At 48.9% G+C, this 26,795-nt stretch carries 22 protein-coding genes and 1 pseudogene; 17 read left to right on the top strand and 6 right to left on the bottom strand.

The window, feature by feature from the left end:
* The first annotated feature begins 265 nt into the window (after positions 1 to 265).
* Positions 266 to 925: a TVP38/TMEM64 family protein gene (locus tag JNUCC31_RS13160; RefSeq protein ID WP_192271740.1), complete on the top strand. Its 660-nt coding sequence runs from the start codon at positions 266 to 268 to the stop codon at positions 923 to 925.
* A 73-nt stretch (positions 926 to 998) separates the two neighbouring features.
* Positions 999 to 2,072 carry a DUF1835 domain-containing protein gene (locus tag JNUCC31_RS13155; protein ID WP_192271738.1) on the top strand — a complete coding sequence of 358 codons (1,074 nt, stop codon included), beginning with the start codon at positions 999 to 1,001 and terminating at the stop codon, positions 2,070 to 2,072.
* Positions 2,073 to 2,378: 306 nt separating this feature from the next.
* On the opposite strand, the gene JNUCC31_RS13150 is transcribed toward JNUCC31_RS13155, so the two are convergent.
* Positions 2,379 to 2,897, bottom strand: coding sequence for a cupin domain-containing protein (locus JNUCC31_RS13150; RefSeq protein ID WP_228469644.1), 519 nt, complete (start codon positions 2,895 to 2,897; stop codon positions 2,379 to 2,381).
* 149 nt (positions 2,898 to 3,046) lie between these two features.
* On the opposite strand from JNUCC31_RS13150, the gene JNUCC31_RS13145 reads away from it, so the two are divergent.
* Positions 3,047 to 4,063 carry an NAD-dependent epimerase/dehydratase family protein gene (locus JNUCC31_RS13145; protein ID WP_192271736.1) on the top strand — a complete coding sequence of 339 codons (1,017 nt, stop codon included), beginning with the start codon at positions 3,047 to 3,049 and terminating at the stop codon, positions 4,061 to 4,063.
* Between the two features lie 149 nt (positions 4,064 to 4,212).
* Here JNUCC31_RS13145 and JNUCC31_RS13140 read toward each other — a convergent pair whose 3' ends face one another.
* Positions 4,213 to 4,386 (bottom strand): CsbD family protein, encoded by a 174-nt coding sequence (locus tag JNUCC31_RS13140; protein ID WP_192271734.1) that lies wholly within the window; start codon positions 4,384 to 4,386, stop codon positions 4,213 to 4,215.
* A 191-nt stretch (positions 4,387 to 4,577) separates the two neighbouring features.
* Between JNUCC31_RS13140 and JNUCC31_RS13135 the strand changes: the two genes are divergently transcribed.
* The 12 genes and pseudogenes from JNUCC31_RS13135 to JNUCC31_RS13080 all read left to right on the top strand — a co-directional run bounded on the left by JNUCC31_RS13135 (position 4,578) and on the right by JNUCC31_RS13080 (position 19,059).
* Complete coding sequence (locus JNUCC31_RS13135) at positions 4,578 to 5,510, top strand: hypothetical protein (RefSeq protein ID WP_192271732.1); 933 nt, start codon at positions 4,578 to 4,580, stop codon at positions 5,508 to 5,510.
* Between the two features lie 37 nt (positions 5,511 to 5,547).
* Positions 5,548 to 7,359, top strand: a complete 1,812-nt coding sequence (locus JNUCC31_RS13130) for an RNA polymerase sigma factor (protein WP_192271730.1) — start codon at positions 5,548 to 5,550, stop codon at positions 7,357 to 7,359.
* Between the two features lie 667 nt (positions 7,360 to 8,026).
* Positions 8,027 to 8,473 (top strand): DUF1641 domain-containing protein, encoded by a 447-nt coding sequence (locus tag JNUCC31_RS13125; protein ID WP_192271728.1) that lies wholly within the window; start codon positions 8,027 to 8,029, stop codon positions 8,471 to 8,473.
* Positions 8,474 to 8,496: 23 nt separating this feature from the next.
* The gene (locus tag JNUCC31_RS13120; protein WP_062322892.1) at positions 8,497 to 9,678 is read left to right on the top strand and encodes an NAD(P)/FAD-dependent oxidoreductase; all 1,182 of its coding nucleotides are present in this window, start codon (positions 8,497 to 8,499) and stop codon (positions 9,676 to 9,678) included.
* Positions 9,679 to 10,017: 339 nt separating this feature from the next.
* Positions 10,018 to 10,662 carry an SDR family oxidoreductase gene (locus tag JNUCC31_RS13115; protein ID WP_192271726.1) on the top strand — a complete coding sequence of 215 codons (645 nt, stop codon included), beginning with the start codon at positions 10,018 to 10,020 and terminating at the stop codon, positions 10,660 to 10,662.
* Between the two features lie 54 nt (positions 10,663 to 10,716).
* Entirely contained in the window at positions 10,717 to 11,466 is a 750-nt protein-coding gene (locus JNUCC31_RS13110; RefSeq protein ID WP_192271724.1) for a response regulator transcription factor, read from the top strand.
* Positions 11,463 to 12,839, top strand: a complete 1,377-nt coding sequence (locus JNUCC31_RS13105) for a sensor histidine kinase (RefSeq protein ID WP_192271722.1) — start codon at positions 11,463 to 11,465, stop codon at positions 12,837 to 12,839. The genes JNUCC31_RS13110 and JNUCC31_RS13105 overlap by 4 nt, the downstream gene beginning before the upstream one ends.
* A 75-nt stretch (positions 12,840 to 12,914) precedes the next feature.
* On the top strand, positions 12,915 to 13,715 hold the full coding sequence (locus JNUCC31_RS13100) for a PepSY domain-containing protein (protein WP_192271720.1): 801 nt from the start codon (positions 12,915 to 12,917) through the stop codon (positions 13,713 to 13,715).
* A 181-nt stretch (positions 13,716 to 13,896) separates the two neighbouring features.
* Complete coding sequence (locus JNUCC31_RS13095) at positions 13,897 to 14,523, top strand: PepSY domain-containing protein (RefSeq protein WP_192271718.1); 627 nt, start codon at positions 13,897 to 13,899, stop codon at positions 14,521 to 14,523.
* Positions 14,524 to 14,972: 449 nt separating this feature from the next.
* Positions 14,973 to 16,378, top strand: a pseudogene (locus JNUCC31_RS13090) (RICIN domain-containing protein).
* Positions 16,379 to 16,613: 235 nt separating this feature from the next.
* The gene (locus tag JNUCC31_RS13085; RefSeq protein ID WP_192271716.1) at positions 16,614 to 17,399 is read left to right on the top strand and encodes an ABC transporter ATP-binding protein; all 786 of its coding nucleotides are present in this window, start codon (positions 16,614 to 16,616) and stop codon (positions 17,397 to 17,399) included.
* A gap of 1 nt (position 17,400) precedes the next feature.
* Positions 17,401 to 19,059 carry a hypothetical protein gene (locus JNUCC31_RS13080; protein ID WP_192271714.1) on the top strand — a complete coding sequence of 553 codons (1,659 nt, stop codon included), beginning with the start codon at positions 17,401 to 17,403 and terminating at the stop codon, positions 19,057 to 19,059.
* A 52-nt stretch (positions 19,060 to 19,111) separates the two neighbouring features.
* On the opposite strand, the gene JNUCC31_RS13075 is transcribed toward JNUCC31_RS13080, so the two are convergent.
* The gene (locus JNUCC31_RS13075) at positions 19,112 to 20,320 is read right to left on the bottom strand and encodes a Leu/Phe/Val dehydrogenase (protein WP_192271712.1); all 1,209 of its coding nucleotides are present in this window, start codon (positions 20,318 to 20,320) and stop codon (positions 19,112 to 19,114) included.
* Between the two features lie 344 nt (positions 20,321 to 20,664).
* Between JNUCC31_RS13075 and JNUCC31_RS13070 the strand changes: the two genes are divergently transcribed.
* Both JNUCC31_RS13070 and JNUCC31_RS13065 read left to right on the top strand, forming a co-directional pair.
* Positions 20,665 to 21,180, top strand: a complete 516-nt coding sequence (locus tag JNUCC31_RS13070) for a DUF2179 domain-containing protein (RefSeq protein WP_079348022.1) — start codon at positions 20,665 to 20,667, stop codon at positions 21,178 to 21,180.
* Positions 21,181 to 21,426: 246 nt separating this feature from the next.
* Entirely contained in the window at positions 21,427 to 22,854 is a 1,428-nt protein-coding gene (locus JNUCC31_RS13065) for a pectate lyase family protein (RefSeq protein ID WP_192271710.1), read from the top strand.
* A gap of 156 nt (positions 22,855 to 23,010) precedes the next feature.
* Here the strand turns inward: JNUCC31_RS13065 and JNUCC31_RS13060 are convergent, their stop codons facing one another.
* The 3 genes from JNUCC31_RS13060 to JNUCC31_RS13050 all read right to left on the bottom strand — a co-directional run bounded on the left by JNUCC31_RS13060 (position 23,011) and on the right by JNUCC31_RS13050 (position 26,596).
* A complete protein-coding gene (locus JNUCC31_RS13060) occupies positions 23,011 to 24,024 on the bottom strand; it encodes a LacI family DNA-binding transcriptional regulator (protein WP_192271708.1) in 1,014 nt (337 codons plus the stop codon).
* Positions 24,025 to 24,227: 203 nt separating this feature from the next.
* Complete coding sequence (locus tag JNUCC31_RS13055; RefSeq protein WP_192271706.1) at positions 24,228 to 25,412, bottom strand: glycoside hydrolase family 130 protein; 1,185 nt, start codon at positions 25,410 to 25,412, stop codon at positions 24,228 to 24,230.
* 2 nt (positions 25,413 to 25,414) lie between these two features.
* Positions 25,415 to 26,596, bottom strand: coding sequence for an AGE family epimerase/isomerase (locus tag JNUCC31_RS13050; RefSeq protein ID WP_192271704.1), 1,182 nt, complete (start codon positions 26,594 to 26,596; stop codon positions 25,415 to 25,417).
* Positions 26,597 to 26,795 lie beyond the last annotated feature (199 nt).

Here is a 26,795-nt window from a genome sequence, read left to right as displayed (position 1 = left end):
TTCATTTGCTATGGCTTGCTCACAATCCGTTTCAAGCGGGATATCCGATATGAAGAGCACACCAGGACTGAACAGGTCCGGGTGTGTTCTTTGTGTTTCAGAGTTGTGATGTGAATATTTCTTCAAATTGACAACGGTAAAGAGTTCATATGTACGTTATACTGAGGAGAAGCGAGTAGAGATACTTAACATCAACTTACCAGAAGTATCTTATAATAAACACCTAATCTTCAAAGATTTTACTGTATGGATTGGAGGGAAGCAGATGATCCCGGCATCTTTGGACATCATGTCCTATATTACGGAAGAGAATATTCGTTTTTGGCTGGAGAAGTTTCGCTCCCTGGGCCCGCTACCGGGCATTTTGCTTACCTTTATGAAGTCATTCGTGCCTCCGCTTCCCACGCTGCTGATTGTTGGGGTTAACGGTGCGGTGTACGGGTTATGGGCAGGATTTTTATATTCATGGATCGGAATGATACTCGGTTGCACCGTTACATTCCTGATCGTACGGGAGATTGGGAAATCGGCTTTTGTAGAACGTTGGGCCAACAAACCCCGTGTGCAGCGCAGCATGGTATGGATTCGGCGGAATGCCTTCAGTTATGTATTTTTGCTGAGTATTTTTCCGGTCGGTCCGTTTGTCATCATCAATGTGGCGGCAGGTATTGCACGTATGAGATTGCTGTCTTTCCTGCTTGCTGTGAGCTTTGGTAAAGCCATTATGATCTTCTGCGTCACGTATATTGGTTCTAATGTAGCGCAATTTATGGAGCACCCCGTTCGGTGGGGCGGCGTGTTGCTGTTTGTTGCTGTATCCCTGTGGGCCAGCCGGAAGCTGGAGCGTCACTTCACCCGTGCGTCATCCGATCGTGAGGATATGAGTGAACGGAGTCAACCCTCAGGAAAGTCCATTTCTTCGTAAATTTAGGAGATACTGATATGCTTGTAACGGATGGTTCTTTATCGAAATGACTACTGTTTAGAGGAGGATAAGCATGATTGAAAATGTCTTTGACTTTGATAAAGAGCTGCACCGTATGAATGAGGAAGAGCTGCGTTCGTTATTGCGTTTGCTCTATCTCAGGACAGATATGGCGGTCAGTGTTCAGTCAGCGGAAGAACATTCTGTTCATTTTGCAACGAAATTACAGTCGATATTCAAGACGGTGGACAAGGATCGGAATCGGAAGAAAGCGGAGCAGCAGGCATTGGAGGCACAGAAACCACGTGAAATTCATATAGCGATTGGTGAATCGCCACTAGGCAGCATTAAGGTTGCGATGGGCAAGGTTCCCGGTCGATCAGATCGGCGTTTTTTTTCAATGAATGACTACTATGCCATCGGTCCATTGGGAGATTTGACTAACCAAGCGGATTTATACCGCAGGCACCTCTGGCTACTCGATAAACTCTATTTGAGTGAACATGGAAGTTATGCCGTCCAAGACATGGATGAGCTGCTTCGATTAAACAATGTATTGAGTGCAATTGATGAAGATACGCGAATAACGATCTGGTATGCGAATAATGCTCATGAGAAAACGGGACTTTTATATGCCATGTATTTGCTGCGTAACCGGCTGGGCCCTGTCTATTTAATCGAGACAAGTGCATTGTACCAAGAATTATTCAATACTTCTGAAGTGCAGCATGATGTTCTTAGAACAGGTGAGATTATTTCCGAGAAGTTGATATCCATGTGGCGACACTGCGTGGGTGCCGAGCCATTGTCTTTGGAGGAACGCAGACACATGGAGCAAGAGTGGATGAATTTGGCTGTACAGCCTGGGCTTCTGCGCTTAATGAAGAATGGCGAGATTCAGAGCGTACCCGAAGACGCGATTGATGAATACATTATGCAGAAAGCCAGAGAGATTACGTTGACCAGACAGCCCGGTGAATTCATAAAAGCAGCCCGTGTCGTAGGTGAGGTGCTGGGTCATCTTGAACAAGCTCTTGGAGACGCATTCATTGAATACCGTATTCGACAACTGATCATACAGGGACGGCTTGAGATGGAGGGAAGGCCACATGCCATGCGATTTTACAGCGTGCGGCTTCCCCAGTAACTGAAATGGGGCTTTCCCATAAGTCATGGCAGGATGGGGAATGCCTCTTGTTAATGAGATTTTGTTCTAATGAACCTAGTACACGCTATTCGCTCCCAATTGCACAGTTCTGAGATGTAACGAATCACAGAGCAGTTATTTCTTCGATTGTGGCGATTTTTAAGGCCTTACAATGTTTTGCACCGAATTTACGTGACTGAAGTTCGTTAAAATTTGCATTTCTTGAAAATTCGCAGTTTAGGATGCGGTAGGTTCGTTAGCCCGGAAGGGAGAGGGAGTCCCTTCGAGATAGCCTCATTGATTCTTTCATGTCTTATTTTGATTCCATAATTCTAACAGGGGCCCTTCTTTTCCATAGACCGGATCGGTATCAGGGATGGGAACGTCTTGTATCTCCCGAAGCACCTTTGGCCGTTCCCCTGGTTCGCCCGTGCGTGTGTTGTAGCTCATCCCAGCAGGATAGGCGCCCGCAATACGAAAATCAGGGCTGGCCTCCAACCGTTTATGTCCTGTTCCCGCAGGAAGCACGACAACGTCTCCCGTTTGCAAATAAACCTTCTGTCCTTTCTCCCCACCCAAAATGAGCTGCACGAACCCACTGACCACCGCAAGTACTTCATGAGCATTGCTATGATAATGATGATAGTCAAACACACCGTTAATCCAGCTGTTTCCCCAGCCGTTTCGGTTCAGCATGGTCTCTGCACGAGAGAAATCAGTTGCCCAAGTCCCCTTATACAGAAGTACAGGCAGGCTCGGATGATTGGGAATCACTCCATCATCCTGGAATAGCAGCATCTGCACATTGTTCATTTCATCCTTCATCGTAAATATCACCTCCCTATGACATTACCCGTTTAATGCGGAAGAAGAACAAAAAACAGTTGTGAAATGCTACAAAATGTATCTCTTTAAGGTTATACTCAGAACATAGACTCTCTTTAGTGAACTTGTTGTATAAATCGCAAGGGGGAATGTGCTTGAATATTGTCATTACCGGGGCTTCTGGATTTGTTGGTTTTAACCTCTCTCAGTATTTGGCTCAAAAAGGACATCGGATCACCCTGGTGGATCAGGATGATTATTGTCAGAGACTTCTTCATAGGTCCCCACTTCATGAGATGTCCTTTATCTGCTGTGACCTTGCCGAGGGCAGGTTTAACCTGCCACACGAAACGGATTATATCATTCATCTGGCAGCGATGCCGCACGTAGACTACTCGTATCATCACCCTAGAGAAGTGTTTCGTAACAACACCCTGAGTACACAGGCGATTTTGCAATATGCTTCGGAGCATCACATCCCCGTGGCACTGGCCTCATCCGTAGAGGTGTATGGAGGGGCGATGGGCAGAGTGTATCACGAATCAGATGAATATGCTCCGGTATCCCCTTATTCCGCATCCAAAGTAGCCTGTGAGACGCTAGCGCTATCCTACGCGAAATGTTATCAACTTCCTGTCAAAATATTTCGGTTGACCAATCTTTATGGCCCTTGGCAGTTGCCAGATCGGATTATTCCACGTAACTTTGGCCGAATGATGGACGGCCTGCCGTTGGACATTCAGGGATCAGCTGTACGTGACTTCCTGTATGTAGACGATGCACTGCGTGCGATTGAACTGATTATGCTGAATGGACAAGATCAGCAGATCTATAACATTTCCACAGGTCATGGAACGACCATGCAAGAGATTGGAGAGCTATTGCAATCCCTTCACAGTACGATTCGAGCGAAGGAGATTCGGGAGCAGGAACCCACTCAGTCCAGAGGTTCAAGCCTGGTGGTTCACTCCGGTAAGTTACGGGCAGAGTTAGGCTGGTTCCCGCAAATCACATTGGAACAGGGACTGGAGCGAACCTTTCGTTGGTATCAGGAACATCCCGATTGGGTAAGACAATTCAGCCGTGAATATCATACGACAAGAGAAACGCGGGGTTTTATTATCGATATGGCCAGATACGCCGTTTCAACCGCCAAGGACAGATAAAAAAAGCCAGGGAAGGGAGTATTAAATAACACCTTCCTTGGCTTTTTTGCGCCCCCGTACACTTTGGAGTTTATTCCACCATGTACGGGAAGGCATTCACCTATATTTGCTGCACGAATCGTCGTGCGGTTTACGATAAACGGATGAACCTAGTGATGATCTTTGATATCAGCAATTTTGTCCTGCACAGCACCTTTGGCTTTGTCTTTCTTGCCCTCAGCCTGAAGGGATCTGTTGTTTGTTGCATTACCGATCTGATCCTTCACTTCGCCTTTGGCCTTGTTTACGCCTGCTTTGATTTTATCGCTAGTTGAATTACTCATATCGAACATCTCCTTCGTTTCTGGTGTAGTCCTTATTAACCGGGATGTCCGTTTTCTAAACGTTCGCTTTTTCTTGCGGGCAGAAATTACTTCTGGATTATCTGTCAGAAATACTCCGTAGAAAGAGTCAGTATTAATATAGGCATTGCTACACGGCGTGCTTCATTAACCGAACGAGAGGATGTTATGATATGAGCAATTATATTGGAAATGGTGCGTATTGCTACGCTAATTCAGCAGCCATATTGCTGTCGTCCATTGGAGAGAAGGTAGACCCTGGTCTGCTTGAAACTATCGGTGGCTTTTCACTAGGGGCCTTTCGAACGTTGGAAGATATTCTTTTTTTTGATAATTGTACTTCTAGTCCTGATTTGGCCATCAGCAAGGCAATGAGCATTCTGGGATTTAGTGTGCGCGAAAGTGTGCAATCACGGGGTACAGAGATGCCTGTAGATGAGCTAAGAGAGGTTTTGAAGCAGGGTCCTGTGATGATGGGGCCGCTGGATATGGGCAAACTCGTCTACAATCCCAACTCTCCTAACCTGGGTGGTTGTGATCATTATGTAGTGGCATTGAGCATGGAAGGCGATGAATTATGCCTGCATGACCCGGCTGGATTCCCGAATGTCTTCCTGACATTGGATAAACTTGAGGAAGCATGGAAGTCTGAATTCCCGTGGAGTAGCGGTGTGTATCGACGATGGTGGAGTCCGGAACGCATTGAACAGCCTGATCTGGAGGAGATTCACCGCCGCGCTTTTACTTGGTTCAAATCAAACCTTACAGAACAGATCCATGATATTGCTGCACAGGAGGGGAGAACCGGAGCTTCAGCGATTCTGCATAAAGCGGAACAGGTTCGTGCTGGGGCAATCGATGGTAATGAGTGGGCTCATTATGTGTATTTTGCTCTGCCCGTAGGCGCGCGTCGTGCCCATGATTATGGCTTGTTTTTTAAAACAATCCATCCTGACCTTTCTGCTTTGAAATACGCACAATCCCGCCAATTCGGGGAATGCCAATCCCGTCTTGTCTCCCGGAACTGGGAGGCTGCTGCGACAATTATGGTGACACTCGCGGAGACGGAAGCCATGATCGAAGCTGCTATTTTGAAGATGGAGTAATGGAAGTGAAGCAAGGCTAGGAGAAAGGGAGATACACATGGATAAATTAGCTGATAATCGTCATATCAGGACAGAGGAAGATGAGACATTCGAGAATCGGCAAAAGGAGCCGGACATTGCGCTTGTCCAACGAGCCCAAACTGGGGATACAGAGGCCTTTGGTGAGTTGATTCGCCGTTACCGGGGGCAATTGTTCCGTTATGTGCGAGCACTTACGCATGATTCTTATCTCGCCGAGGACATTATACAGGATGGGCTTATTCGTGCGTTCATTCATATGGGACAGCTTCAGAATGCCGAGCGTTTTATGGCCTGGATGCAGCGCATTGTGCGTAATCAGGCGTACTCACATATGCAACGCCGAGAGCAGCAGCGGGAACAACATTTTTCTTCGTTCTTTGCATTTGGAGCCGATGATGACTCATGGAGCGATCGAGACTCTCTCGACATGACGCTGAATCATCTGTTGAACCAAACCGATCGGAGATCGCAGGAAACACACGATGACCCGTATCAAGCTGTTGCTCAGCAGGAAATGAGGAATAATCTCCACAAGCTGCTGGGTTGTCTGAATGAGAGAGAGCAACAGGTCTTTACATCGTATTGGATGGAGCAGCTCTCAACGCAAGAAATGGCCTGCCGATTCAATCTGACGAGTGCCAATGTGTATCAAATCCTGTCCCGTTCACGTAAAAAAGTGTCGCAGCTTCATATTCATTTATCTGTAGAAGAAATGCTGGCAGAGTGGAATTCAATCGGGCAAGATCGAGTGATTCTGGAGGAGCCCCTTTCTTTTCGGGACCCGCAAACCTGGAACTCGGCAGCAGCGGCCATTCACGAGATGTTAGGTTATATCGGTCCATCTCCGTCCCTCCCCATGGTTATGGGGATGACTGGGCTTTCTTTTCGTCTGACCATCCTGCCTCAGGATATACATATCGCTGGACCCACCGCCTATAATTTCAAAGAGGTGCTTACCAGAGGATTGCAGTATCTGGGTTATCGTTCCCAAGCGGTTGAGGCTTTGGCGAGCGAAGCGGGGCTCAATGCCAATCTGGTCGATCCTTCGATGCTAGAGGAGAAAGCGAAGGGGAAAAGGTTGCTGAATCCAAGGCTTGTTCGGGCCCTCTCCTTGATTCGTACCTCCATTCATCGGGGAATTCCGGCTGTGGTATGGGATCTGAACATTCCCGAATTCGGATTGATCTATGGCTATGATGATGCCGCACGGACCTTATACGGTACTGATTTTATTAAATCAGGGTCAATTCCCTATGATCATGTAGGCCGGGGTGTGAATCAGGAAGTATTTGTACTGGCAGCGGAATCAGATGGCATGATACGAGAAATGAACTTGCGCGAAGCGCTGACAGCTGTTTTGGCTCATTACCGTGGGGAGGACCCGTATACCTTGCCGAACACAGTCAGTGGTCTGGCTGCCTATGCAGTTTGGAGAGAAGCCCTGGAATACAGACAGGTAGAACCAAACGGTAACGCCTATAACATTGCTGTTTTGTGGGATGCAAGACGTTATGCAGGTGAGTTTTTCGAAGAGCTTTCTCTAAAGTGGGCTTCGACTCCCCGCTATACGAGTTTGATTCCATTCTGTCTCCAGGCGGAAGAGATATATCGGATCATGACGCAAAGGTTGAACATGCTCAAACAATGTTTTCCTTTCCCCGAAGGAGGAAAGCCGAATGATAAGCTCCATGCCGATCAAGCCATATTGTTACTGCTAGAGGTGGAGGAATTGGAGCGAGCTGTTGTCGTTGCAATAAAAGCGTTGCTTGAAGAAATGGATCAGCATTCCCCAGAAATCGTTATGGTGTGGCCGAAATGTAACGATTAGATCTGGCGAACAGTGAAAGAAATATCAGGAGGCAGGACGATCCGTCAGGCCTTCTTTCTGTCTTTTTTTGCTTTCATGCCGCGATAGGTTCATACTTGAACAAGAAATGATGTCATTTCAGGAATAAGGCTGCACTCCTAGCTGCATAATAACGACAGTGACCAAATTCGTTGCATGAATTTCATGATTTTGGAAAACAATTCCTGTATATTTGGATCGAAAAAATCCCTCTTTGTGTACATATCGCACATATGGTCATATGTGATCTTGTCTTAATACCACATGTGGTAGGAACACAGATCTCCAGACAGGAGGGTAAGCCGTTTTAACGTGGCTCAAAGCTTGACAAAAAAATCGATTTTGTTACAATGTTCACAATATCTTCACAAGTGTAAAAAATTTCTTTTTCATGTTCATGTGTAAGAGGTGTAATATAGGGGTATAGAGTTCGGTTTCGGCCTGCTTGTCGTTTTGCGTCAACACATGTTGTCCGCAATAGACCCAAGATACAATACATGATGTGGGAGCGGCCTTTGGGCTGTGCTCATTCTATTGTGTGAAATTTGGTACATTTAGTTGTATTGGATGTATTTGTGGTTCGACTCTGCTTGACAGGCATCATGAAAGTCGCGGACTTCTATCCCAAAGTAAAGGAGGACTTTCTCTTATGTCACAATCGCCTACTCAACAAGAGGTGCCGGTTACAGAAGGTGCCGACGTTTCCGAGCGCCAGTCCTTGGACGTACTGGATCAACTGATGAAGCCTGAGGTACAGGAGTCTCTGACCGTTCTGGTGGAGAACCTGCCTAAACTGGCTGAAATGGTCACTGCAATGACCAAAGCTTATGACTTTGCACAAAGCGTAGCTACAGACAAAGTTCTGATCAGCGACACAATGAGCGCAATGGGCGAGTTTGCTAAGCCTGTTGTAGACAAAGCTAAAGGTGTAGCTTCTGCTGCCATCGAAGCGAGTGATCGTGCGCAAGCCGAGCAAACTTCGGTTGGTTTGTTCGCTATGCTCAAAATGCTTAAAGATCCAAACGTACAACAAACGCTGCGTTTTGCTCAATCATTCTTGAGCATCCTGAACGAGCGTCAACAACAGCAACGTTAAGATTAGAAGAACGGAGGATGGATATGTCGAAGCAAATCTTGATCTTGGGCGGAGGTTATGGAGGTCTGTTGACTGCGCTGACAGCGCGTCAATACCTGACACCGGAAGAAGCGACTATTACAGTCGTGAACCGTTACCCTACGCACCAAATTATTACGGAACTGCACCGTCTTGCAGCGGGAAGCATTGCTGAAAAAGCAGTTGCCCTTCCACTCGAAAAATTGCTGCGTGGCAAAAATGTGAACCTGAAAATCGATACGGTGGATACAATCAAGCCGGACGAGAAAAAAGTTCTCATGACCAGCGGTTCTACTTACTCTTACGATGCACTCGTTGTTGCCTTGGGCAGTGAAACGGCATTCTTCGGAATTCCGGGATTGCAGGAGTACAGCTTCACGCTGAAATCCGTTAGCGATGCTAACCGCATTCGTGCACACGTGGAAGCTCGTCTGGATGCTTACAAACAATCCGGCAACAAAGCAGACGCTACGTTTGTTATCGGTGGCGGTGGTTTGACAGGTATCGAGCTTGTTGGTGAATTCGCTGACCTTCTTCCGGCTGTATGCCAGGAAAAAGGGATCGACTTCAAAGAAGTTTCCCTGTACACGGTTGAAGCAGGTCCTTCCATCCTGGCAGGATTCCCGCCAGAACTGGTTGAGCGTGCCAAATCGAGTCTGGAAAAACGTGGCGTTAACTTCATCGTTGGCGTAGCGATTACCGAAATGAAAGAAAATGAAGTTCTGCTGAAAGACGGAAGCTCAATCCCTACGAACACACTCGTATGGACAGGCGGCGTTCAAGGTAATGCAGTTGTTGCCAATAGCGGAATTGAAGTGGATCGTGGCCGTGCGAAAGTTACGGAAGTACTGCAATCCACATCTCATAAAGACGTGTTTGTTGCTGGTGACAGCGCAGTGGTCTTCCCTAGCGAAGGCGCTCGTCCATACCCTCCAACAGCACAATTGGCTTGGCAAATGGGTGAAACCATTGGTCACAACCTGGGCGTAATGTTCAAAGGTGGCGCAATGGAATCTTTCACACCAGTATTCTCTGGTACACTGGGAAGTCTGGGTCGTAAGGATGCTGTCGGCATGATCGGTGGCAACCAGACTCGTCTGAAAGGTCTGCCTGCAACTATGATGAAAGAAGCAAGTAACATTCGTTACCTTGCTCATATTCACGGTTTGTTTGCACTGGCTTACTAAGATCTGTACGTCATGCAGCACAAAAGGGTACCCCAATTCAATTGGGGTGCCTTTTTTGTTGTAACCATGATTAGCCCAGGGGCATATTATGCATTTCCTGACTTAGGTGTATCCCATGTTGTTATCGTATATTGTGGGTCAAAGGCGCTCGGTATAAAGCATATGGGGCGTATGGTATATTAAAGGAAAGACGTGTTATCTGCATCACACCAGATGCGCTGAACAGTAGTAATACATAGCAGCCGGCGCTTAGAAGCGTCGGCTTTCGTTTAAATTAAAGACAAGTCTGTTTTATAAAAAGCTGGTTTTATAAAAGGCAAACCGAGAGGAGAACGACATATGAACGTATTAGTCATTGGAGCGAACGGACAAATTGGCAAATTTCTGGTGCAGCAGCTGGCGCAGGAAGGGAAACATCAGGTCACCGCAATGATTCGCAAACCGGAACAGGCAGACGCACTAAAAGAGCTGGGAGCCAATGTCGTAATTGGCGATTTGGAAGGCAGTGTGGATGATCTGGCCGAGGCAATGAAGGATCATAATGCCATTGTCTTTACAGCGGGTTCCGGTGGATCTACGGGTGCAGACAAAACATTGCTCATTGATCTGGATGGTGCGGTGAAAACGATGGAGGCAGCGCAGCAGCAGGGGATTACCAGATATATTCTGGTCAGTGCGTTTGGGGCAGATCAGCGGGAGAAATGGTCGGATGCCATCAAGCCGTATTATGTGGCGAAGCATTATGCGGATCGGGCGTTGTTCGCAAGTGAACTGAATTACACCATTATCCGTCCTGGTGGTTTGAAAAATGAGCCGGGCACCGGCAAGATTTCCGTAGGAACAGACCTGAAACCGGGAAGTATCCCGCGTGAAGATGTCGCTCGTGTAATCGCTGCTTCCCTCCAGGAGGAGAAGACGTATCGAATGGCTTTTGATCTGATCGCAGGGGATGACTTGGTAGAGGATGCCTTAGGTAAATTGTAATTCGTATTGTAATATAACGGGAGAATGGAATGACGGGATGAGGGGGAGCTCTGCATGAATGAAGCCGTACTGGTGATCGAGGATGAGCCCAAAATTGCACGCCTGCTTGAACTGGAATTACAATACGAAGGATATCAGGTAGGCAAGGCAGGCAGCGGAACGGAAGGGCTGGAGATGTATATCGATGGTCAATGGGATCTGATTCTGCTGGATATCATGCTGCCGGGTCTGAGTGGAATTGAGGTATTACGGCGGATTCGAGTCAAGGATGCCACGGTGCCCATTCTGATGCTTACAGCCAAAGACTCTGTGGAAGACAAAGTATCGGGACTTGATCTCGGGGCCAACGATTACATCACCAAGCCGTTCCGGATTGAGGAGCTGCTCGCGAGAGTACGGGCTGCACTGCGTCTGAGTGCAGCCTCGGCTGCTGCCCATTCTGCCTCTTCGGTCACACGGGATACGGCGCAATCTATGGAGCACACGGCGGAAAACGAGACAGGTTGGCTTACCGCAGGTGACTTGAAGCTGAATGAAGGAACCCGTGAGGTATCTAGGGATGGTCAACCAATTGAGCTTACCCCGCGTGAGTTCGATCTGTTGGTATATCTGATGCAAAATCAGCGCCAGGTGCTCAGCCGGGACCAGATTGTTCAGGCCGTCTGGGGATACGATTATTATGGAGATACGAATGTGGTGGATGTGTATATCCGTTATGTGCGCAAAAAAGTGGATAGCGGATTCACACCACCCTTAATACATACCGTTCGGGGCGTTGGTTACGTCCTGAAGGAGCAAGTATGAGTCTGCGCAGCAAAATTTACGGATACTCGTCCGTATTGTTCGCCGTGCTATTGATTGCCGTGAACCTGTCGGTATACATCGTATTTGAACGAATGTCGATCGATAATGAGATCAAGCGGGTCGAAGCCGAGGCCGAGTCTATTGTAAAAGGAGTGCGGCAGTCTGCCGGCTCCATTCCGCCGGATGACTTGTTACGAGCCTACGCGCCGCTGGACGGCATGCTGCGGATCGTCAACGAAGACGGCACCAGCTCCCCGCCGGTGACAACCTCCGCAGAGGAGCAGCTGAGCAAGCTGTCTTTCAAGTACGAAAGCGAAAAGAAATCCGAATATATCCAGGTTGGACAAATCGGATATGTCTGGGTTTCTGTGCCCGTCATCTGGCCGGACGGTGAAGTGGTGAATGTACAAGTCACCGAGAGCATTGAAGATACCGAGAATAGCCTGTCTGTGCTCCGTACAGTTCTTGTTGCCGTGACCATCATTGCGCTGATTCCGGCCATCATCTCCAGCCGTATTCTGGCGAACCGGATGACACGGCCGATTCAGCAGATGACTCGCACAATGAGCGATATCCAGTCCAGTGGTCAGTTCAAGCGACTTTCGCTGGATGAAAGATCGAAAGATGAGCTGAAAACAATGGGACAGACGTTCAACCGCATGATGGACCTGCTCGAATCCAACTTCGAGCGGCAGGAGCGCTTTGTTTCTGATGCTTCACATGAACTGAAAACACCACTCACCATTATTGAGAGCTATGCCAGTCTGCTGCAACGACGCGGCAAGGATCGACCCGAGGTATTCGACGAAGCGGTGGAGGCCATTCTGTCCGAATCCGTGCGCATGCGGGAGATGACCGAGCAGCTGTTATTGCTGGCAAAGCAGCCAGAGCAGTGGAATGTGCAGCTGGAGCGGGTGGATATTACCCGGCTTGCGCTGGATTCCACCCGTGCGTTTCGCGAAGCCTATCATCGGGAAGTCCACTGCGATGATCCGGGTAGTATATGGGCGGTTAGCGATGTGAGCAAGCTGAAGCAGATGCTTTTTATTTTGCTGGACAATGCTCGCAAGTATAGTGAGGATGCCATTGAAGTCCGGCTGGAAGCAAAGGGGCAGGAATGTCGGATACGTATTGTGGATAAGGGAATCGGCATGTGTGAAGGGGAATTGTCCAAGGTGTTTGACCGTTTCTATCGCGTAGATCAGGCCAGAACACGCAGCGGCGGAGCAAGCGGTTCGGGCTTGGGACTTTCCCTGGCCAAAGATATCGCAGAAGCCGTGGGCGCGCGTATTGAACTGAACAGCACCGAGGGCAGGGGAACCGAAGCTTCGATTATTTTGCCCACATCCGTACAGAACGGGCCACTCTCATGAAAATCTCATTCTTCTCTTATATACTGGTGAACACGGTACAATTTCGGATCATAAGAGAGTGCATAAGGGGGGACCATGATGGAGGAGCATGAGGGGCGTCCAGAAATGAAACGGGAAGAACAGCGACGCAAAGGATGGGCAAATCCGAGACGTTCATTTTGGTGGGTTGCGGGGCTCCTGGCGTTCCTTGTCGTTATAGCAGTCATGTGGTGGAAGCCGTGGCAATCAGATCGCGTGATGTTAACAGCAGATGCAGCGGCCCGATCGGTTTTGGATCAATATCCGGGAGAAATCGTGAATTCCACATTGAAGGATGGGACCTATATCATGCAGCTCCGCTCAGAAACCGGACTGTATGACGTACAAATTGATGCGGTTACGGCGACCGTGAATTCCATTAAACGGCTGGAGTCCAATCCGCAAGCCGAGGAGAAGACGTTATGGAGCCGGGAACAGATCAAGACGGAATTGCTGAAACAAACGGATGCCGAGCTGGTATCGCTTGAGCTCGTCGAGCAGCAGGGAAGCCCGGTTTATGTGGCGGTATTAAAGATGAAGGACAAAGGCCGGGAGCAATGGACCATTGATCCGTATACCGGAGAGAAACAGTCTTCAAAGACACTGGAAGCATCTTCATCCGATGAGACGACAGGGGAAGGCACCAAGACGCCATTTCTGAGCGAGAAAGAAGCAGAGCGGAAGGCACTGGCTAAGGTTCCCGGGGAAGTGGATGATATCGAGCTTCGTGGAACAAATAGCGGCAATCCGTACTATCTGGTGGAAATCGACCTGGAGGATGGTCGGGAAGCCATCGTGCAGGTGAATGCCATTTCGGGGGCGATTCGGTCCGTGACCTGGGATGAGGCCGAAGATTAAGGACTCCGAGTAGGTTCAAAAGCCCTGCATGAAACCATGCACATTGCTATTCAAGGAATAATGTGAGTGTTCTCCTCGTTTTCTCATCAAATTCTAATCTGGCTCTCGCTGAACTCTCATTCGTCCAGGTTAATCTATAACTGTAGACGAGAACGAGAACAACAACGAGGAGATGATGATAATGATGAACAAACATAAACTATGGATTGGCAGCTTGTCGGCAGCGGTATTGCTCGGAGGATCAGCCGCTCTGGCTAGTGGGAGTGTGAACGGACAATCGGTACAGCCTGCGCAAACGTCCACTACACAGTCAGTAACACAGACCCAGAACACAGGTAAATTGCTGACGGTCGCACAGGCCAAGGAAGCAGCCCTGAAAGCAACGGATGGTAAAGTGGATGATGTGGATCTGGAGCGCAGAAACGGACAAACGTTCTATGAAGTTGAAATCGACAAAAAAGGAAGCAACGACGTTGTCGTTCGTTTGGAAGCCTATACAGGTAAAATCCTCGCAATAGTCGATGATGAAGATTATGATGACGACGATGATTATAATGGCACTGTGGCAGGCGCTTCTTCCAATCAAGCCGCTTCCAAACAAGTTAAACTGACAGAGACCCAAGCTTCGAACATTGCCCTGAAACAGGTGACAGGTGGAAAAGTAACCAAAATCGAACTGGATCATGATAACGGCCGCTATGTTTATGAAGTGGAACTGAGAACAGCAGGCGGCGAAGCCGATGTTGACGTCGATGCCAACACGGGTAAAGTGCTGTCGTTTGATCAGGACTTTGACCACGAAGATTAAGAAGCAGCGTTAACAGGCAAGGAAACGGATATCAGCAACATATATCTGTACGTGCCTCAAGAGCTAGAGAGCTTACATTATAGGCGATAGGCTAGATATAGCGGGGACGCTTCAAATGAGGCGTCTTTTTGCTGTTCACTCCGTAAGTTCAGTGTGTAATCGTACATGTTCCGCAGGATTGTTCACTATTCGAGCATGGGGATGGCGGATACAATCGTAATCAGGAGGTGAGTGCCGAGCCAGTCTGAGAGATAGGTAATTGATGAAATGCATCATCGATCGGAGGAAGAAGAGACGTATCGATTTTATTGTAAGCGCTTTATTAATAAATTACGGAGGTGCCATGTTCTATGAATGAGGGCCGGTTGGAAAAGAAAACAAATCCGCATCGTTTTACTCATCGACTTTGTTATCTGCTCGTCCTAATCTTAGCGCTGCAATCGCTAGGTATGCTGGTTGCTTCAGGACCACAGGCTTCCGCTGCTCCCCTTAGTGTAACCAACGGGGTACAGTTTAAGGAGATACAAACGGCAATGTCATTCATGCCCATGGGGGCGGAATGATTAAGGCTAACGGGTACTGTTACTGGTTTGGAGAGAACCGTAACCCCAATGGAACGTTCAAGGCGGTTTCCGTATATCGTTCAGCAGATCTGAAAAACTGGGAGTATCGCAATGATGTGCTCACCAGCAGCTCGGCTGCCGAGTTGAACATTTCCAATATCGAACGCCCGAAAGTGATATATAACAGTGCAACAGGCAAGTATGTCCTTTGGATGCACAAGGAAAACGGAGTCGATTACGGTGAAGCCCGAGTGGCTGTAGCGACTTCAAGTACGGTGGATGGCAATTATACGTATGTGGGCAGCTATCGTCCGCTTGGCTATGACTCGAGAGATATGACGGTATACAACGACAACGGAACGGCTTATCTCATCTCAGCGACCAAAGTGAATGCCGACCTGAATATCTACAAGCTTACTCCTGATTTTCTTGGAGTAGAATCGCTCGTAACGACGCTGTGGCCGGGTCAGTATCGTGAGGCACCTGCCCTGTTCAAAAAAGGAGGCGTCTACTTCCTGATTACATCCGGGGCTACGGGTTGGAATCCGAATCAGGCCAAATATGCGACTGCTACTAGCATAACTGGCACATGGAGCGGTCTGAGCAACTTTGGAGATAGCACAACCTATGGTTCCCAATCGACTTACGTCCTTCCGGTGGAAGGCTCACAGACAACCTCCTATCTCTACATGGGCGATCGTTGGGCGGGTGCCTGGAGCGGGCCCGTGCAGGATTCCAAGTATGTCTGGCTACCCTTGTCTTTCCCGAGTGCAACCAGTCTGGCGATGAACTGGGCAAGCAGTGTTACCATTGATGCAGCTACGGGTTTCGTAACAGGAGTGGATACGCCCGATGTATGGGACCCCAATGCTTCGTACCAGTTGATTAGTCGCAAAAGCAATAAATTGCTGAATGTCATCGGTGGTTCTGCGGATAATGGTGCCGATCTGGAGCAGCGGGCAGATGGCGGCACGATCAGTCAGCAGTGGCAGATTACCGATGCAGGTGGCGGTTATGTCAAAATCATCAACCGATCCAGTGGCAAGCTGATCGGTGTGGAAAATGGCTCCACAGCAGATGGAGCTGTTATTGAACAGTGGAACGATGGCGGCTGGGCCAGTCAGCAATGGCAGTTGGTTAGTGTGGGTGGTGGTTACTATAAATTGAAGAATCGCAGCACAGGCAAGCTGCTTGATATTTCTTCGCAATCCCTGGCAGACGGGGCTGCCGCAATCCAGTGGACGGATAACGGCGGTACGAATCAACACTTCCAGATGGTTAAGGTTCAATAAGGATTTATTTTAAGGTAGCGTTATGATCAAAAATGACCATAGAAACCCCTTGTCCCGCACCTATAGGTGAGACAAGGGGTTTGTGATGTTTTCACCATTGTTACGTGAACTATATGAACTGGGATGATACCCAGATGATTTCTCGTGTTGTGAAGTATTTCCGATCATTTCCATCCCAATCTGTGGTAAACTAGTAGAATTGTAGAAATATATAGGACAGGGGCTGGAAAACGAAGTGAGTGAAAAACAAGTACTTTCAATTGAAGGCTTGCGTATGAGATATAACGGGCGTTATGTGCTGAATGGTATTGATCTGGAAGTGAATCGGGGCGAGATGATCGGATACATTGGTCCGAATGGTGCGGGTAAAAGCACCACGGTCAAGATTTTGCTCGGACTGGTTGAGGGATATGTGGGTACGGTTCGCATCTTTGGCAAGGATATCGCAGACGGTGACGTGGAATATAAACGCAGAATCGGTTATGTACCGGAAGTTGCGGAGCTATATGAACAATTAACCCCGGCAGAGTATCTGACGTTCACCGGAGAATTGTACGGGTTATCCTACGAAGATGCCGATTATAAGGCGAAATTGCTGATGGACTGTTTTGGACTGGAGAAATCATATCATTCCCGCATTGCTTCCTTCTCCAAAGGCATGCGCCAGAAAGTGCTGTTGATCTCCGCACTGTTACATGACCCGGATCTGTTGTTCCTGGATGAACCACTCAGCGGTCTGGATGCCAATAGTGTAATGGTGGTGAAGGAGATTTTGACACAGCTGTCGGCCAAAGGTACGACCATATTCTATTCGTCACACATCATGGATGTGGTGGAGAAGATCAGCAGCCGTATCGTCCTGATTGCCGAAGGACGCGTGATGGCGGATGGTACGTTCAGGCAGCTCCAGCAGCAGTCCATGGAGGGCTCACTGGAGGAAGTATTCAATCAGCTGACGGGCTTTAATGAGCATCAGGCCATTGCGGAACGCTTTGTGTCCATTGTGCAGGAGGTGTACTGATATGGCGGATTCCTCCGACTTTCGCACACTGAAGATTCTGGATCATTTTCGGCCTATCATCACCAAAACGGGAGCGGATTATGATGTGCTGCGTTTGATTTTACGGGTGAAATTCCAGATGGATCAGCGCAGGGTGCCGACGGTTTTGTCGACACGCAATAATAAGGAGCAGAAAGAAGGCAATCTGTACCTGCGTTCCCTCTGGTTATACGCACTGATGGGGCTGATTCTGGTTCCGTTTGTGGTCTGGGATACGGGACACTATATGCTTCAGATGGGTCTAGTGACCGCCATGCTGATGTTTATGATTATGACCTCCATGATCTCTGATTTTTCTTCGGTATTGCTCGATATCCGGGACCGTAATATCATCATGACCAAGCCGGTAAACGGACGTACCGTTGGCATGGCTCGTGCCATCCACGCAGGAGTCTATCTGCTGCTGCTGACAGGTTCCCTGACGGCTGGGCCGCTGATAGCGGGATTGATTGCCCACGGAATCGGCTTTTTCCTGCTTTTTCTGGTGGAGCTGATTCTGATAAATATGTTGATTCTGGTGACCACGTCCCTGATCTATCTATTCATGATGAAGTTTCTGGATGGCGAGAAGCTGAAGGACATGATTAATATGGTGCAGATCCTGCTCTCGATCGGGATTGCTGTAGGATATCAGCTGGTCATACGTTCGTTCAGCATTATCGATTTTAATATGGTGTTTACGCCTGCCTGGTGGCAGTTACTGCTGCCTCCGGTATGGTATGCCGCGGCATTTGAGCTGCTGTTCGGCGGTGGGGGAGATACCTGGCTGTATGTTTTCTCGGCGCTTGCGTTGATCGTCCCTTTTGTAAGTCTGTTGGTGTACGTGAAGCTGATGCCTTCCTTCGAATTGTATTTGGAGAAAATGGCACATGCAGGTCAGGCTTCTGGACGAAGACGTGGGGGATGGGATCGCATCATGGCTAAGATATTCTCCCGTTCCAGAGAAGAGCAGGCGTGCTTTCGTTTGTCTGCCAGTATGATGCGAAATGAGCGGGAATTCAAGCTCAAGGTGTATCCGTCCATGGGATTATCCTTCGTCTTGCCATATGTGTTCTGGTTCACCCAACTACAGAGTTCCACATGGGTAGAATTCAGGGGAAGCTCCTTCTTTTACACGCTGTATATTGTGCTCTTGTTGATTGTGACGGTGGTAACCATGCTGAAGTACTCCGGACAATACAAGGCGTTTTGGACATTCCGGGCGGCTCCTCTGGCTAATGAGAACGTGTTATATAGCGGAGCGCTGAAGGCTTTCTTATGCAATATGTTTCTGCCCGTATTGATACTGAACGCCATCGTATTTGTGTGGACCTTTGGTCTGCGGATTCTCCCGGATATGATCATTATACTGTTGGTGGCAACCGCACTTATCCCCTTGTCTGGAAAACTGTTGCTGCGAAAACCGCCGTTCTCCCAATCCTTTAGTGTGGCCGGGCAGAGTGATGGTTGGCTCGTATTTGCCTTCTTTCCGCTCATGGCATTGTTATGGGGATTACATGTTTTCATCCGCACCATACCGGCAGGCATCTGGATCTATGCAGCATTGCTGATAGTGGCCAATGTGCTGCTCTGGACGATGCTGCACCGGGTAAAGCGAGTGTCTCTAACGGTTGAAGGATGAGGAGCCAGGAAAAGTGAACGGGAACATGGAACCGGAATACTTAACGGGTAAGTTAAGTGTGGGATTTTCCGCTTTGCAGGACAGCCTCTGCGAGTTGATCGGCTGCATTTGCCGTGGAGATGGCAGCTTGTTCCGCTCTCGCATAGACCTTGGACAGCGTGCCCGCAATCCCCGCCACCTTTTGGCGGATCAGGTCGGGCCCTGCGCCCTCCAGCTCGCAGGCGGTGCTGATGATTCCGCCTGCATTGAGCACATAGTCAGGCGCGTACAGGATGCCGCGCGCCTGCATGCGGCGGACAACCAGCTCACGATGGCTGAGCTGGTTGTTCGCCGCCCCGGCAACGATGGAGCAGCGCAGCTCCTCCACCGTTGCCAGGGTCAATACGCCCCCTAGGGCACAGGGGGCGAACACCTTGCAGTCAGCGGCGTGAATACGGGCCGGATCGGCCGGGGTGGCGCCGCTGAACTGCATAAGGGCACGTTGTACACGTTCCGGTACAACGTCTGCCACAATGAGCCGTGCCCCGGCTGCATGCAGGTAACGGCACAGGGCATGCCCGACCTTGCCCAGTCCCTGGACGGCAACGGAAATGCCCTGCAAGGCACCAATGCCCAGGTGACGCAGCGATGTCACAATGCCAGTGTATACACCATAGGCGGTCATATCGGCCGTGAAGTCATCCTGTGCGCCAAGCGATCCGGTGGTATCCGTCACGTATGCCGTCTCCAGCCTAATCTGGTCCATGTCTGCCGCCGTAGTGCCCAGATCCAGACCAGTGACATAGCGGCCGTTCAGTCTTTCCAGGAAACGACCAAGCGCACGGAAAATCGCTGCGCGTTTGGAGGCTTGCAAGCTCAAGGCGTTGATGTTCCCGGTCGTTTCCGCTTCGCGTTCCCCCGCTTCTTGATCCCCGTGTGTTTGCCCCTTGGGATTCGCGTTCGTTTTCTTAAGGATTTTACCACCTGGACTGCTACCAATTGTTATATCCCCCAGCCCGGCTGGTACATCCCACACCACAACTTTCCCCCCGCCATAGGGCAGACCGGAGACCGCCGATTTGTAGGTCATGCCCTTGGCGAGTTTGATGGCATCCCGAACCGCTTCCTCTTCCGACGCATACGTCCAGCAGCGGCAACCCCCAAGTGCGGGACCGAGAACTGTACTATGAATGGCAATGACGGCCTTGAGCCCGCTGCGGGGATCATGGCAAAATATGAGTTCTTCCATACCTTCCCGCTCCATCTCGTGCCACACCTGCATGGCGGTTCCCCCTTTTTGGTAACCCTGGTATCCCGAACCTGTTTGCCTGTACGCCTCAATCTCGTTGTTGATAGTTCAGCATATTCAGACATGCAGGTTTTCGCCCCTGGATCTCTCGCCGGGTTGATAATGAGCGGAAAGGGCTCTATAATGGCAGTTCCGGCATGCCTATGGGCAGAAAATATAGCCCGATTTATGTCCAACCCGTTTAAAGTGACCACATAACGTCCAATGATGGAGATAGAGTAAACGTACAGAAGCGTAAATGACATGCAGGGGAAGCGGAACGAAGGCACGTAACAAACGGCCATTCCGGTGTGAAAGTCAGGAAAGAGGGATTGCGATTGTTTAAAATATTGGTATTTATCTTTTTGATCCAGATTGTGTATGTATCCGCGTATACACTTCGGATGATCTTGACGCTCAAAGGACAAAAATATATTGCTGCGCTCATCAGTATGGGTGAGATTGTAATCTATGTTCTCGGTCTGAATCTGGTACTCAAATATCTGACCCAGCCTTCTGCGTTGATTGTGTACGCCGTTGGTTACGGGCTGGGTGTCTTACTCGGTGCCTGGATTGAGGAGAAGATTGCACTCGGTTACGTTACCGTTAAAGTTATATGTAATCAGATGGGCGGGGATGTGGCGAATGCCCTGCGCGATAAAGGTTACGGCGTTACCGCCTGGGTTGGCAGTGGACGTGACGGAGACCGGCTGGTTATGGAAATTCTGGCGAAACGCAAAAACCAGAAACTGCTCTATCAGACCATTCTGGCGCTGGATCCCAAAGCATTTGTCATTACCGTCGAGCCCAAACAGTTCCATGGCGGGTTCTGGACACGTTCCATCAAAAGATAAATAAGGAATATTCGAGATAATAGTAAGCTCCTTCGGGGGCTTTTTTTCATGGGCATAAGTTGAAATTGGACTGCTCCTGGTTAAATCGGGTGTTATTTATGGGTCGATGTTAGAATCACGAAACTACCTGAGATAAGGATTATTGTTGTAATCGCTTCCAACATTTACATTGAGGACAAGTCCTTCGTGACATGCGATGGCAGAGATGGACGGACGTAATCATTATAATTAGGGAGGAATGGTTTTATGAAAAGCAAAATTAGAACATGGTGCAGTGCTGCACTGGCTCTGACACTGGGCCTTACCCTACTGTCTGGACCGACAAGTGTACAGGCAGCGGGTAATGCAGATTACAATCTTACAGGTTTCTCCCAAGGAAACACGGGTGGGGGCACCATCAGCGAATCGGATACGTCCAAGTATAAGAAGGTGTACAATGCAACGGATCTGGCTGCCGCGCTGAAAAAGAACTCCGGGGTCAAAGTCGTCGAGATTATGAACGACCTGAATCTGGGATGGAACGAAATTCCGAGCGCTGCTCAGACATCTCCTTTTGCCAAGCATAATGATGCGCTGACTCACCCCGTACTAAAACAAACGGGCGTGAGCAAGCTGACGATTGACAGCTTCAATGGCCTGACCATTTTCTCAGCCAACGGGTCCAAGATCAAACATGCGGCCATTAGCGTTAAACGCAGTTCCAACGTGATTATCCGTAACCTTGAATTCGATGAGTTATGGGAATGGGATGAGTCGACCAAAGGCGATTACGATAAAAACGACTGGGATTACATTACCCTGGAAGAGAACAACAACGTGTGGATTGACCACTGTACATTCAATAAAGCGTATGACGGGCTCGTCGATTCCAAAAAAGGAACCAGCGGCGTGACCATCTCTTGGTCCCTCTTCAGAGGCGATGACGGCAGCTCGAACAGCTGGGTTACCCAGCAAATCAATGAGTTGGAAGCGAACAAGGCTTCCTATCCGATGTACAATTACCTGCGCAGCAGCGCGGTTGGGCTCAGCAAAGCTGATATCATTGCCATTTCGTCTCCTCAGAAAAAAGGCCATCTGGTTGGATCGACCAGCTTCGAATCAGCCAATGCCAATCTGTCCATGACCTTGCACCATAACCTGTACAGGGATATCCAGGATCGCATGCCGCGCCTGCGCGGAGGGAACGCGCATGCCTACAATATCGTGATGGATGCGACAGGGGCACGTGCAGCCAAGGACAGAATCACTTCGGCGATGGCAACCGCGATCTCGTCCAAAGGGTACCATTTTGATATTATCGGCAATGGAGCGATCTCCACCGAAAGCGGTGCAGTGCTGGTCGAAAAGTCGGTGATCAAAGACGTACTGTTCCCGGTCCGCAACAACCAGACCGACCCGGCCGATGCAACGTATACCGGTAAAATTCAGGTAAGCGACACGATGTATTCCCTGGATGGAAGCTCATTCCGTGGAAACAGTGATACGTCTGGCAGTCCGCTTAGTCCAGTTCCCGCTGCCATCAAAGCCTTCTCCTGGAACGGATTCTCTTCACTTCCTTACAGTTACACAACCGATGATCCAGCGACGCTGAATGCACGTCTTACCGGAACAAGTGGAGCAGGTGCAGGCAAACTGACTTGGTCCAAAGACAACTGGCTGAAGACAAACTACTAGGCAGCAACACGAATCGGGTGTTGAAACGAGTGGCTTGTGGCTGCAATCTACAGGGATCCCAAGCCATTTCATCGTTTTTTCATAAGCAAAGAGTGCTCCTGCAGCCGTAATGGCCGGGAGCACTCTTTTTATGGAACAAGAAACCTTGTTCCTCGTCTAGTTCGACGCGTCATCCGAAGAGGCGGGTGCAGCGCTCACCGATTCGCGATAAATGATGTTGCCCTTCACGTGTACGCGGCCGAAGCTGCGACTCGGGTTATCAATCTTTTTGAGCATGGACTGAACTGCAGTACGCGCCATCTGTTCCACATCAACCTCAACCGTAGTTAATTTGGGATCGGAAAGCGTGGCATAGATATCGTTATCGAATCCAACCACGGAGCATTGTGCAGGTACCTGTATACCCAGAGAGGTCAGCTTCTGGACGAGCAGATGAGCGACCTGATCACAGTTGCATACAAAAGCCGTAGGCAGCTGTTCTGGCAGATCAATTTCAATAAATGTACCCCGATCATCGCGGTCATTAAGAATAAGATCCGGATTCATCGGTAATCGATGTTCCAGCAATGATTTGTAATAACCGAGGAACCGATCCTGAATGCTGCTTGTCGAATAGAGATTTCCCACATAGGCGATGCGGCGATGTCCTTGTTGAACCAGGTAGTTCGTCAGCTCATAAGCAGCGTAAAAGTTATCGGTTACGACAGAATCGATATCGGAATGTTCGTCGTAGAAATCGAGAAACATTTTGGGAACGTCCATCGACTGGACCAGCTCGATATACTCTTTGCTGATCTGTCCAAGCACGATGAAACCATCCACTTTGCTGTCGCTGTACAGTTTGGGTAGTGTTAATTCCTCTTCATCCTGAACATTCAGAATGTGCAGAATGCCGTAGTACCCCTGGTCCTCCAGATGTTTGGTGATGCGCTGGAATACACGTACGTAGAACGATTGTGTAGGTCCGGTAAAACGCTCCGGGATAATAACGCCAATATTATGAGTCAAGCCTTCCTTCATTGAACGGGCAGCGGCGTTATACCGATAGCCCATCTGAACGGCAAGCACTTTAATTTTTTCCTTTAATTCGCCACTGACGCCATCTTTATCATTTAATGCTTTCGAGACCGTCACACTGCTAACTCCGAGCTTGTCGGCGATATCCCGCATGGTGATATTGTTCTTCAGCTTTGGTCGCCTCCTTCAAGCCGGTTTACGTACAATGTGCTGTCATTATGGTTAGCGCTTCCTTCAAGCATAACAACAATCCATATTAGTATACATCGTTACCCACATGGAATAAAGAAATTCTGGCAGGGGTTACGCTAATTTTTCAGCATGCTGCATTTTTCCGTCGAAAGTTACTCTTCGAATTAAACCAATTGTTTGTGCAAAAGCTTCTCATTCCGCTCGATGAGGTCACCGCGCTGGCTGGCGCAATCCAGGGAACGATACGGATCGGCCGGGGTATTGAAGGTGTAATCGACCAGTTTATCAAGCGTCGTTGTTGCCACATGGCAGCGGGTATCGCTGGATGCATAATAGATGAAGACCTCACCCTGTTCATTGACTACCGCACCGTTGCAGAAAATAACATTGGACACATCGCCTACACGCTCGTCGTCATAAGGCGCAATGAAATGCCCGCCCGGTTTGGCGATGATGCGTGCCGGATCATTCAGATCCGTGGCGAACGTGTACAGCACATAACGCAGCCCAGCTGCTGTGTTGCGTACTCCGTGGGCAATGTGAATCCAGCCGCGTTCCGTTTTGAGCGGAGCAGGACCCTGACCATTTTTCACTTCATATACGGTATGGTATTTGCGTTCATCGATAATGGTTTCTTCTGCAATGACCGGATTCAGAATATCCTCACACAGACCGAAGGCGATCCCGCCGCCGCTGCCTGTGGAGATGAATCCGTCCTGTGGGCGTGTATAGAACGCATATTTGCCATCCACAAATTCCGGATGCAATACCACATTCCGTTGTTGTGGTGAGTTGGTCGCAATGTTGGGCAGACGTTCCCAGCTGACCAGATCGCGAGTCCGGACAAGCCCAGCCTGGGCTACGGCACTGGATGTATCGAATGCCGGAGCTTTCGGGTCTTTGCGCTCCGAGCAGTAGATACCATAGACCCAGCCATCTTCATGCTGAACCAATCGCATATCATACTGGTTGGTTTCGTCAGCATCGATATCTTCCCATACCAATGGCTTGCCTGTGAAACGGAATCCGTCAATGCCGTTATCACTCTCAGCCAGGGCAAAGATGGATTTGCGGTCCAAGCCCTCGGTTCGGATGACCATCACATATTTTCCATTGAAATAGATGGCACCCGGATTCAGCGTAGCGTTAATACCCAGACGCTCCATGAAATGGGGGTTAGTCGATTCGTCCAGATCAAATCTCCAGTGCAGCGGCACATGATGGCGTGTGATCACCGGATAACGGTACCGATCATATACGCCGTTGTAGAAAGAAGAATCAATTTCATTTTGGCGCGTAAGAAGTTGCTCCTGCTGCTCCAGCAATGCATTGTATTTAGGGTGTATCATGGTTATCCCATCCTCTCGATTAGTTCGATGCAAAACCTGCTATTGTGATACGGACATTTCCACGGTCCAGCGATTTCGCTTTGATCCGGTGTGCCGTCCCCGTCTACCGACCAGTACCATTCCCCACCAGCGCGATGATCGATAATATGTTCCTTCGTATACGTCCACAAACGCTCCACTCTCTCCAGAAACAATGGATCACCTGTACGCTGATACGCGTTATAGAAGCCGACCATCGCCTCTGCCTGAACCCACCATATCCGCGTCTCATCGACGTGTTCACCCTCTTGCTCATTTATCAGAGAGCCATCGGTCTGCACGGCCACGTTGGAAATGTTATAGGCAATATCTGTAACCATCGCTGAATACTCCGGATGCTGCTCCAAACCCAGTGTTTTCAATGCTTCGTCAATCAGCCAGCTGGCTTCAATGTCATGTCCGAACGAGCGTAGATCGATGATGGATTCCCAATCCTTGTTGAAAAACACCCCCAGAAACTTGGTGTTTATGTCATACACCCGTTTATACAAAATCCCAAGCAGGCGTTCCAATGCTGCTTTCACTTGCTGATCCGGCCATACGCGGTAGAGCGAGGTGTAAGCCTCCAGCACATGAATATGCGTATTCATCGTATAATCCGCAATTACGCCGTTTTCGCTCAGCATTTCATTGGCCTGTTCATTCCAGCAGCGGTCGAATTGTTCCTTGTATGCAGGTAGTTCGGCATTCAGGCCTTGATCCTCAATCAGGGCAAAAAGCGTTTTCGCTAACTCCAATGCCGATGCATCGCCAGTTGCGCGATAGTACTCGCTGAGTGAATACACGCCGAAGGATTGCGTGTATACATGTTTGCTCGTGTCCAGTGGTTCTCCTTTGGCATCCACCATCCAGTACATGCCGCCATACTCCGTATCCATCACATGATCTACGAGAAAACGGTAAGCGTGCTCCGCATGATCACGCCAGATTTCATCTCCGGTCACCCGGTATGCTGCTGCAAAGGACCATAATTGTCGTGCCGTAGCGATTCCGCCTTTGGGGGCGAGTGGATCGACCTGAAGGTCATTGCCGACCCAGCCGTAGAAACCGCCGTTGGTATGATCTTTGAGGGCAGACCAGAATGGCAAAATATGTCCTTCCCAGTGTTCCTTTATTTCAGTCTTGATGTCATTGGTGTGAGTCATAAGTAAGCGCCCCTTTGAGGTACAGGATCAATTTATTTAAGTTATCGTTAACTTTATTTAATAATATTAGTGTCGGATATAAGTATTGTCAACGAGTCCTCAGAGAAAAACTTTTTGTTAAGTAATAAATAATTTGATTGACAGGTAAGCGTTACCATAATAAAATTCATTTTGTAACCTTAACGATAACTTAAATTAA

Source organism: Paenibacillus sp. JNUCC-31, assembly GCF_014844075.1.
Taxonomy (GTDB): domain Bacteria; phylum Bacillota; class Bacilli; order Paenibacillales; family Paenibacillaceae; genus Paenibacillus.
Note: the sequence above shows the minus strand (reverse complement) of the source record. Positions and strands in the feature narration are given on the sequence as shown.

Excerpts from the sequence above, each read along its gene's own strand:
- JNUCC31_RS13160 (WP_192271740.1), top strand. The coding sequence starts at position 266 with ATGATCCCGGCATCTTTGGACATCATGTCCTATATTACGGAAGAGAAT.
- JNUCC31_RS13155 (WP_192271738.1), top strand. The coding sequence starts at position 999 with ATGATTGAAAATGTCTTTGACTTTGATAAAGAGCTGCACCGTATGAAT.
- JNUCC31_RS13150 (WP_228469644.1), bottom strand. The coding sequence starts at position 2,897 with ATGAAGGATGAAATGAACAATGTGCAGATGCTGCTATTCCAGGATGAT.
- JNUCC31_RS13145 (WP_192271736.1), top strand. The coding sequence starts at position 3,047 with ATGTGCTTGAATATTGTCATTACCGGGGCTTCTGGATTTGTTGGTTTT.
- JNUCC31_RS13140 (WP_192271734.1), bottom strand. The coding sequence starts at position 4,386 with ATGAGTAATTCAACTAGCGATAAAATCAAAGCAGGCGTAAACAAGGCC.
- JNUCC31_RS13135 (WP_192271732.1), top strand. The coding sequence starts at position 4,578 with ATGAGCAATTATATTGGAAATGGTGCGTATTGCTACGCTAATTCAGCA.
- JNUCC31_RS13130 (WP_192271730.1), top strand. The coding sequence starts at position 5,548 with ATGGATAAATTAGCTGATAATCGTCATATCAGGACAGAGGAAGATGAG.
- JNUCC31_RS13125 (WP_192271728.1), top strand. The coding sequence starts at position 8,027 with ATGTCACAATCGCCTACTCAACAAGAGGTGCCGGTTACAGAAGGTGCC.
- JNUCC31_RS13120 (WP_062322892.1), top strand. The coding sequence starts at position 8,497 with ATGTCGAAGCAAATCTTGATCTTGGGCGGAGGTTATGGAGGTCTGTTG.
- JNUCC31_RS13115 (WP_192271726.1), top strand. The coding sequence starts at position 10,018 with ATGAACGTATTAGTCATTGGAGCGAACGGACAAATTGGCAAATTTCTG.
- JNUCC31_RS13110 (WP_192271724.1), top strand. The coding sequence starts at position 10,717 with ATGAATGAAGCCGTACTGGTGATCGAGGATGAGCCCAAAATTGCACGC.
- JNUCC31_RS13105 (WP_192271722.1), top strand. The coding sequence starts at position 11,463 with ATGAGTCTGCGCAGCAAAATTTACGGATACTCGTCCGTATTGTTCGCC.
- JNUCC31_RS13100 (WP_192271720.1), top strand. The coding sequence starts at position 12,915 with ATGATGGAGGAGCATGAGGGGCGTCCAGAAATGAAACGGGAAGAACAG.
- JNUCC31_RS13095 (WP_192271718.1), top strand. The coding sequence starts at position 13,897 with ATGATGAACAAACATAAACTATGGATTGGCAGCTTGTCGGCAGCGGTA.
- JNUCC31_RS13080 (WP_192271714.1), top strand. The coding sequence starts at position 17,401 with ATGGCGGATTCCTCCGACTTTCGCACACTGAAGATTCTGGATCATTTT.
- JNUCC31_RS13075 (WP_192271712.1), bottom strand. The coding sequence starts at position 20,320 with ATGCAGGTGTGGCACGAGATGGAGCGGGAAGGTATGGAAGAACTCATA.
- JNUCC31_RS13065 (WP_192271710.1), top strand. The coding sequence starts at position 21,427 with ATGAAAAGCAAAATTAGAACATGGTGCAGTGCTGCACTGGCTCTGACA.
- JNUCC31_RS13060 (WP_192271708.1), bottom strand. The coding sequence starts at position 24,024 with ATGCGGGATATCGCCGACAAGCTCGGAGTTAGCAGTGTGACGGTCTCG.
- JNUCC31_RS13055 (WP_192271706.1), bottom strand. The coding sequence starts at position 25,412 with ATGATACACCCTAAATACAATGCATTGCTGGAGCAGCAGGAGCAACTT.
- JNUCC31_RS13050 (WP_192271704.1), bottom strand. The coding sequence starts at position 26,596 with ATGACTCACACCAATGACATCAAGACTGAAATAAAGGAACACTGGGAA.